This is a genomic window from Psychromonas sp., assembly GCF_983033635.1.
Genome location: NZ_CEZLMY010000083.1, coordinates 1 through 8,442 on the forward strand (window position 1 = coordinate 1; position 8,442 = coordinate 8,442).

5 protein-coding genes are annotated in these 8,442 nt (G+C 46.3%); all 5 read right to left on the minus strand.

What is annotated here, in order from left to right:
- A partial coding sequence (locus AC4GME_RS11540; RefSeq protein ID WP_490379421.1) for a DUF4347 domain-containing protein occupies positions 1 to 1,552 on the minus strand: 1,552 nt, incomplete at its 3' end.
- Positions 1,549 to 3,030, minus strand: a complete 1,482-nt coding sequence (locus tag AC4GME_RS11545) for an efflux RND transporter periplasmic adaptor subunit (RefSeq protein ID WP_490377119.1) — start codon at positions 3,028 to 3,030, stop codon at positions 1,549 to 1,551. The genes AC4GME_RS11540 and AC4GME_RS11545, both read right to left, overlap by 4 nt.
- A 388-nt stretch (positions 3,031 to 3,418) precedes the next feature.
- Positions 3,419 to 5,575 (minus strand): hypothetical protein, encoded by a 2,157-nt coding sequence (locus AC4GME_RS11550; protein WP_490377118.1) that lies wholly within the window; start codon positions 5,573 to 5,575, stop codon positions 3,419 to 3,421.
- Positions 5,576 to 5,592: 17 nt separating this feature from the next.
- On the minus strand, positions 5,593 to 7,455 hold the full coding sequence (locus AC4GME_RS11555; RefSeq protein WP_490377117.1) for a GAF domain-containing protein: 1,863 nt from the start codon (positions 7,453 to 7,455) through the stop codon (positions 5,593 to 5,595).
- A gap of 524 nt (positions 7,456 to 7,979) precedes the next feature.
- A partial coding sequence (locus tag AC4GME_RS11560; RefSeq protein ID WP_490379422.1) for a hypothetical protein occupies positions 7,980 to 8,442 on the minus strand: 463 nt, incomplete at its 5' end.

The window sequence follows — 8,442 nt, forward strand, 5'->3', positions numbered from 1 at the left end:
CGCTGTCTATATCGAACATTGTAGCTGTGGGGGCGATCGGGGTAGCAGGATCGTTTTCGCTGTAGTTAATGGCCGGGCCGCTCATGCTCAGCACTGGGGCGTCATTACCCGGCGGATCGATAAAGAGTGCGATCTCGAAAGTCGTTGTTCCAAGGGTTCCGCCCACGCCATCGGTCGCAGTAAAGGTAAAACTGTCGGGATTGAGATCCACACCGCCGTGTACATAGCTCAGCAGCTCAGCATCAATATCCGCCTGAGTGAAGGTGTCGCCGGCACCCAGCTGCGAGCCATTGAGCTCGAGTGTGCCGTTATTCGGTGTCGCGATCAGCGAGAAGGTGACTTGTGCAGCCGTATTATCGAGATCCGTCACGTACAGTAGCGAATTTGGGAGCAGTAACGAGTCCCCTTGGGCCAGGTTCAACGCCGAGTTGGTTGCCACCAGCGGGTCATCGTTTACAGAAGCAACGTTGATCGTTTGTTGGGCGACATTGCTGGTGCCGCCATCACCGTCGGTAAGCACAAAGTCGATGGTGCGCGATACGGTGGAGGGCTGATCGGAGCTGTTATCATAGCTAATCTGCTGCAACACCGTCTGTACATCAATAGGCGTGGCTAATACGTGCCAGGAGATCAATAAATCAGCCCCATCTGTCCCCCCCGTAAATGAGCCAATATTATTACCGTTCACCATGATATTGCCGTTCAGCAAATTGACCATGCCCCCTTCGGTAATGGACAGCTGGTCGCTGGCTGTTCCGCCGGCCGATAGACTGACGGTCATAGTGCCACCACTGAAATTCGCACTATCCAGATATTCCAAATCGTAGTCACCGCCTGACAACGCATTCCCGGTCAAATCATCAGAGGCGGCAACATCGGCAGCGGTTAAACGAGCTAGTGTATCTACCAGTTCTTGGCCATCTGCACTAGCCGCAAGGTTACAGCCATAGAGCAATATATCAGCCTCTTCAGATAAGGCATTTGCCCAGTTGCTTATCGCTTGGGCATTTTGCTGCAGCTCAGCTTGGCCTAACTGGCTATTACCAAGCTGGATCTCACTTGCTGAACCATGTGTGATCAGGTGCAGTGCATCAATATCCTGCCGCTGAGCAAGAATTTCATTGAGCTGCTCAATACCATTGCGGTCGGCATCGAGGATCAGCACATCGATCAGACTATCCTCGCCAGCTTGTGACTGTAGATTATCTAATAGCAGCTCATAATCAGGGACGCTTGAGTCTATAACCACAAGTTCGTAACGAACGCTTTGTGGTTGAGCTGCGCTTTGCGTCAGAAGGCCGGGGTTATCTGTTTGCTCCATGCTGTCAGTAACACTGGCGTTTTCCTGACACGATAATTCAGCATCAATACGAGTGAACTCAGCCTCGGCCTCGGCCAAAATTTCATCCACAGAGATTTCCGCTTGTGTATGGCAGTCATCAGGCAAAAGGTCAAGACCCGGAAGATCCGCAGAGAGGAGAATGCGAGGTTCTAACCCTTCGACGATCGGCGATGCATGTTTATGCTGATTTTGGGGCGTATATTTTTTCATATGTTATTATTCAACGGTCGCCTGCAGGTGCAGGTAATTATCTCTGTATCCAAAGTGGCGTCAGCTAACTGCTGCAGAGTTTCAAAATCAAGCAAAGAAAATTGACCGTTCACGAATAACCAGTGGCTCTCCTGTTGTGTGTATTTGAGTTGCGTCTTTACACTAAAGCCTTTGCTTTGTAGATATTTGACTCGTCGTTCTGCATTCTGACTCACTGAATAGATGCCAAGTGATACCTGGTAGGGTTGATTGCCTTTACTGCCCACCAGAAAGTGGTCTTTATCTCCGGAAGCACGCAAACTTTTTAGATAGCCATTGACTTCCTCTATGGAGGCAAAAGGTGGCGACATAACGCTAATCCCTGCCTGCACATCTTCTGTTCTTTTTTGTATCTTGATATCCACACCGTCAATCTGCAGCATTGACGCCTTTGCCTGAGCACTCGCTTTGTCAGGAAAAGGACCTAAGCGGCCACATTGACTGTTCTCAGAAAGACTAATATCTATAACTTCTTGCGCTGCAGGAGTGCTTGTATCTGCAGCGGAATTCATTGGAATCTGTTTTTCCATTGGTATAGTGGATATCGGTGTTGCCGACTCACTAACTGGCGTGATTTTTGTCTCTGTGACGTTCTCAGTAGGAAGGAACTTAATGCGGCAGCGCAGGCCGGCCGGGATTTTATAATCGGGGTTTTCCAGAGTCAGACGCACTCCGTAGGTGCCACTGGCGACATCAGCTACGCGATCTATGCGACTAACTTCAGCTTGCCACTTTTCGCCGATAGCGTCTGACCAGACGTCTGCCAACATACCGATATACACTTTACCCAGTTGCTCGACTGGAATAATAACTTCAACATGAAGAGGAGAGAGTTGAGCGACGCGGACGATGGGTTGATCATCAACGTATTCACCTATAGTCTTAAATCGTTCCATCACGACCCCTGTTACGGGGCTACGGATGGCATGGCGCTCCACAATTTCCTGAGCACGAACCAATTCCAGCTGCGCTAGCTGTTGATTATCTATCGCCTGGCGAAGCTGAATCTGTGTCAGTTTTGTCTCGGTTTGTGTCTGGTCCATATCATTGGTGGAAATAACATTGCGAGTATACAGATCTTCAATGCGCTCGTGCTGACGTTGACCATAAGCTGCATTAATCTGTCGCAACTCTATTTCAGCTGTGAGGGAGGCTCGCTTACGTGCCAGTTCCAACGAGGCCATATCGACCCCAGATTCTAGCTCTGCAATAAGCTGACCTGAGTGAACGAAGTCACTACGGTCCACGTGTACGGTCTTCAACACTCCCGGAATTCTACTACCTAAATCTGCAACGACACTGGGATTAATGACGCAATCCAGAGACTGGAGTTCGCTGAGTTGCGGCTCGATTTCCATCCCAGCTACGATCGAAGGTAACAATGCTAACTGCACAAGTAGTAATGATAAAAGGTTACGCTGTTGCCGAGTACCATCCATAGCTGCCCCCTAACATCCGTTGTCTGCATAATAAAAATGTCTGCCGTACCCATTAAATGTTAGCTAGCATAATTAAACTGTCAACACAATACCGAAAATATTTCCTGTAACAACTAAAATTTGACCCAGCTCCAGTTTCTAACTTGTTTTTGTGTTTTTCATAGTTGACTTAGCTTTATTTTAGGAAACTATGAATAATAACAAGCTGTTATGAATTACTTTCTTAAGCAAAAGCGATAACAGAGTTCATTAAGCTATGCATATTCGTTTTAGCAGTTTATACAAGGCAGAGCCTGTGCGGTGTAGGGGTTCTACATAAACAGGTGATAACGCAGTAGAAAGAGCCAACAAACCCAGCCCTAAAGGTTCGGCTAAAGGTAAACACGCCCTAGCCTGAAGATGGGGGTAAACGACTTAGTAATAGTTGTTGTATGCTTCTCATCCACTGATGCCATAAAGACTCAGTACCATGATCCAGGCGCACATAGGCACGCCCGCCGATACCTGTAACCTTGGTTCCTGCGGGTAGCGCAAGATCTAACTGAAATACTTTTTCTGTTGCAGTCAGGCCTGTTTCATCACGAGTGTCTACGCTAATCTGACCGCCACCGAGCGCCCCCAGTGCGGCACTGGGCAGCGTTGAGCTTCCCGCAGGTATTTCACGTAATAGTGTCGCCTGAACAGGCGCATCCATCTGATCCGGTAACATGACCTCAATCGAGACGGGTCTTGAGCGCGACAACCCCGCGCCGTCTTGTGTCAGTACAGCGCGCACAATCGGCTGTTCATTATTGATGATGTAACCCAGTATTTCTCCATGGCGTACGAATTTTCCGCGTAATTCATGTGGATCATGCAATATGAAGTGTCCGTTGACGGGGCTTATCACCTGTAATGCGCCAAGCTGTGAGGACACTTGTTTTAGTTCGGCAGTCACAGCTTTGATATCATCTTCTACCATCGCAGTCCGTACGCGACTGCTTTTACGTTCAAAAAACTGTTTTACACTCAGCTCGCGCAGACGAGCTTCTAATACCTTGTGCTGTGCGGCCAAAGCCTTATCTTCGAGCAGTAAAAGCCGATCGCCTGCCTTGACATCACTACCAGATGCGACAAAAACATCTTTGACAAAGCTATTAGAAGGACTGAGAATCTGTCCTTGCTCGTTGAGCCATATTACCCCCTGTGCTTGTGTTATCAGCGGGACAGGAAGCAACAGCAGGCTGGCACAGCCAATAATCAATGTTGCGAGCATAAAAAAAACGCGTGTTCGATGCGCTTCAAGGCGCTGGCTGGTGGCGAGGAAGCGCAGCGTCTTTAGCAGTGGTTTGAGTATCTGTATAAATACGGCCCAGCAGGCCAGTATTACTCCGACAATCAGAAACTCACTGGACAGATACAGGGCAATACCAATTAAAACGGTTAAACGGTAAACAGGGGAGGCCAATCCATAGAAAAAGAACCAGATGCGTTCGCCGTCTGCCGTTACCGGAGTGCGCGAGTCTGCCAGCCCAAGAAAATGTTTCTCAATAAGGTACAGGTAAAAACGGCTTGAACGAGATGCCAGATTAGGGATTTCTATAAGATCCTCAAGTACATAGTAGCCATCAAAACGCAGTAAAGGGTTACCGTTAAATAATAGCGTCGATACACTGCCAATAAGCATTATATTGAATGCGATCTCATTGACTATGCCCGGCTCAGTCAGGAGCCAGGCAAATAAACCCAGCGCCGACAAAAAAAGCTCTACCAGTATGCCGGCAGCACCAACCAGTGCACGACGTCGTTTGTCGCGAAATGCCCAGGCAGCAGAAGCATTAATATAAGGAACTGGCATAAATAACAATAGCGTAATGCCAGTTTCATGAGCTTCGCCTCCACCAGCTTTCACTGCCATTCCGTGCCCGAGTTCATGTAAAATTTTGATGATTGGAAATAGGATTGAGAAGGCTAATATCTCTGAGGTGCTGAGAGTTTTGGCTCCGGCTGCAGCGGCTATTTCTTGACCATTCGCCACAGCCAAAACGAGCGCCATAAACATAACGCCAAACCATAACCAAAGACCAGTAGGAGAAAAGCACAGCCGTGCCAGTGGAGCTAAATAGTTAAGAAGACGATCAGGGTCGAACAGTGGGATGCGCAGAGCTAACGGGTTACTCAGTGCCCGTCGTTTTGAGTGTTGAGATTGCGAATAGCGGTTAAGAACATCCTGAGCAGGCAGAGGAATAGCATCGCGCAGTACTTCGGCACTGTGTAATTGTGCCAGAATATTCAGTATATCTTCAGCTTCGAGCGGCCTGTCTGTGCTGCCAGCTGTATTTGCAAGATGCAGGATTTCCTCAACAGAGAAATCTCCATTTAAGCGGCCTATAACTTCATAAGCCGCTGCATTGAAACGAGTAAATCGTCCGGCAGATTGATCATGCAGGAGGTACCAGCGCTCACCTCGATAGTCTTGGACAATAATGCGCACATGTTTGCGCAGACGTGGCTGCAATTCTGCGACATGCTGCCATAGTGATGATCGGTGCTGTTCGTTGATCATATTAAATTATCCATAGATCAAAAACCCCGTGACCACGCCCACAGGCGCAATTGATTGAGCAGAGGATGGGTCCACACTTTTAATAAGCAGCCACGACCGATGACAATTTTAGCGGAGCCTTGCATACCGGGACGTAACCCCTGCGGCGCATCGATTATTTCAGACTCTACACGGAAATTATTACTGCCTTGCCCTACTGACGCGATGGGAAGAATTCGTGAAACTCGCAGTTGGATAGAGTTTTCAGGTAACCCTGTTAGGCGAAGGCTTCCGTTTTGTCCCTTATTCAAGCCTGCCACGTCGTGTTCATCTACTTGTAAAGCTATCCGGTAATTTTTATCCGGGACGACCTCGAACAGTAATTGCCCTCGTTCTATCGGAGCGCCCAGAGCTCGACTCCAGTCACCGTTCACCAGTAAACCACTAAAAGGAGCGCGTAACTGGGTATGCTGTAACAGCTCTTCTATGCGATGTAACTGTGCGTCTGTTTGCGCGATACGTGCAATCAGTATGCTGACCTTAGCACGATCCCGTAGCGCTAACGCTTGCTGATATTCTTTTGCGTGTTTAGCACGTTCACTTGACCACTTCTCATGTTCAAGTAATAGCTCCCGATTATCTAATGTAGCCAGAATCTGGTCTTTCTCAACACGGTCTCCGGCTCTTGCGCTGGCGGTGGCAATATAGCTGCTGAAAGGTGCAACGATCGCCTGTTGTATTTCACCTTCAACCGTGGCTTGTGCGGTGATTTGATGATCGGTCTGGATAAGTGTTAGCAGCCCTATCGCAATAATGCTGACAGCCGCTATGAATTTTGAACGTAGGTATCCAGGACCTGTTATGCATTGCAGCTGTGTGCCTATAGTGCGAACTGTTTTTTTCCAGCCTGGTTGGGAGTTGCTAATATTTAGACTGATAATGGGCGTTATGTTATCAGCAATAGTAGTGAGCAGTTTAACAGTGGAATTATCAAACTGGGTGCTTTTATCACAAACAAAGGTTAAAACGCCTATCAGTGACTCGCCATTGCGTAATGGAATTGAACAAACACAGCCATTATTATCATTTAGTAACTGTTGCGCATGGATTTGAATAACGCCATGCTCGTCTGTCGAAGGCTCTGGCAGGATAATGTTCTGATTCTGCTCGATACATTCTTCCATCGCAAATTCAATTTGCCTGACACGATCGATGCGGCGGTCGAATTGAAGCTGATGCGACATACTTAAAACACGTACCTGTAACCCGCTGCGCAGGCCAAGTGCTACTCGTGAACAATCAAAGTTGTCGGCTAGGAAGTTACAAAGATGAAACCCGGCAACCGCTAAAGGTTCATTACGAGAAAGAAGTGCGACTGCATTCAATGCCAGCGTTGTGGTTTGCAAACGTTCATTATTACTTCGTTCCAGTATTTTCTCCATAAACACAGTACCCCATTGCAATAATTGCAGTACGGCCTGCCGCTGTTGTTCTGAGCGAATCGCGAGTGTCAATACAACGGCACCTACTACGCGATCTTTCTGCATCAACGGATAAGCAACATAGTCGAATAGTTCTGATTCCTCGTTAACCTCTTTCTGAACAATTCCGATACCACCTTTGATTGTTTTTACTGCGATCGCTTCAAGGGTCGAGGATATACTGTTGGAGTCCGGCCACAATGCGAGCATTTGCAGATGACTTTCTGCTGTTTTTGAGGTCAGAAACACGCCACCCTGCTTTACATCAGAGATCATGTGACATTGCCAGTCCAGCCAGTGAACAATCTCATGCGCAAATTCTGCGGATAAATTCATCAAAGGGGTTGTTGAAACTGCTTGATGCGCCTTATTTACATCGGCTGAAACACTGTTATCAGTATTTGTGTTTAAATCAAGCATGCAGCATCCAAAGAAATTTACGCAGATAAGTGTTGTTGTCTAGGCAGACAACTGCATAAGAAAGTGCCGGGACATTTGATGATTTAGTCATTATGTTCTCTCTTTAATGCGCTATAACGAATATCTTTCTGTAGTGTTCACCCTATTAGGTAGCGATCAAGTTGGCTGATTTGTCACGATTAGCTTTCCTGCAAAAGAAGTCTCCTGTGAACAATTTCATCTCTAAACCGGCTTAGTTTAAATTAATTTAATTAACAACATTTTAACTTTTAGTTGCATCCAACTATAAAGTCAATAATTTTGTATTCAACTTTAGTTTTCGCGCAAATCTTAGGGAGAGGGAAGAGCTTGAATGTGACTTGTTACTTATTACTTTAAATTATTAGGCTATGGACATAATTTATACCCAAAACAGTTGCAGATGCAGAGCATCGTTCTGTCAGCGAGCCTTTTAACTGGCAGAAAATATCGGATGGCAAAGCATAAAGGCTCAAATAGAGGGTTAATACCCTCTATTTTTTTACTTAACTGACCACCAATGGCTCGGCTTTATTTAGAAGATCCATAAAATGGTCTGTAGATTTTATTTTAAGGTCTATTTTCATAAAATCAGCCATCTTATAAACCGATTCATTTACATCTTCATTGGCAGCAATTGATTTAGCCATGTTTTCTGAAACAGTTCGAAATTTAAGCCTGTCTTGAGCAATTTTTGTAATCGAAGCCTCTTCAAAAGCATCTGTATTTTCTTTTAACTGCTGAACACGCATTGCAAAAATTTGTTGTATTCGCTGCGTTCTTTTCTTTGCATCCAATGAAAACAGATCCATTTTATCAATCAAATATACGACAATACTGGATAGTATTCCGGAAACCACAATTGATAGAATATCTTTTAATGGCTCTAATGGCGTCCCGCTGATAAAGCCTAATAACTGATTTTCAAAATGCTCCACAACCATTGTTGTCACTGTTGTTGCTAACAGT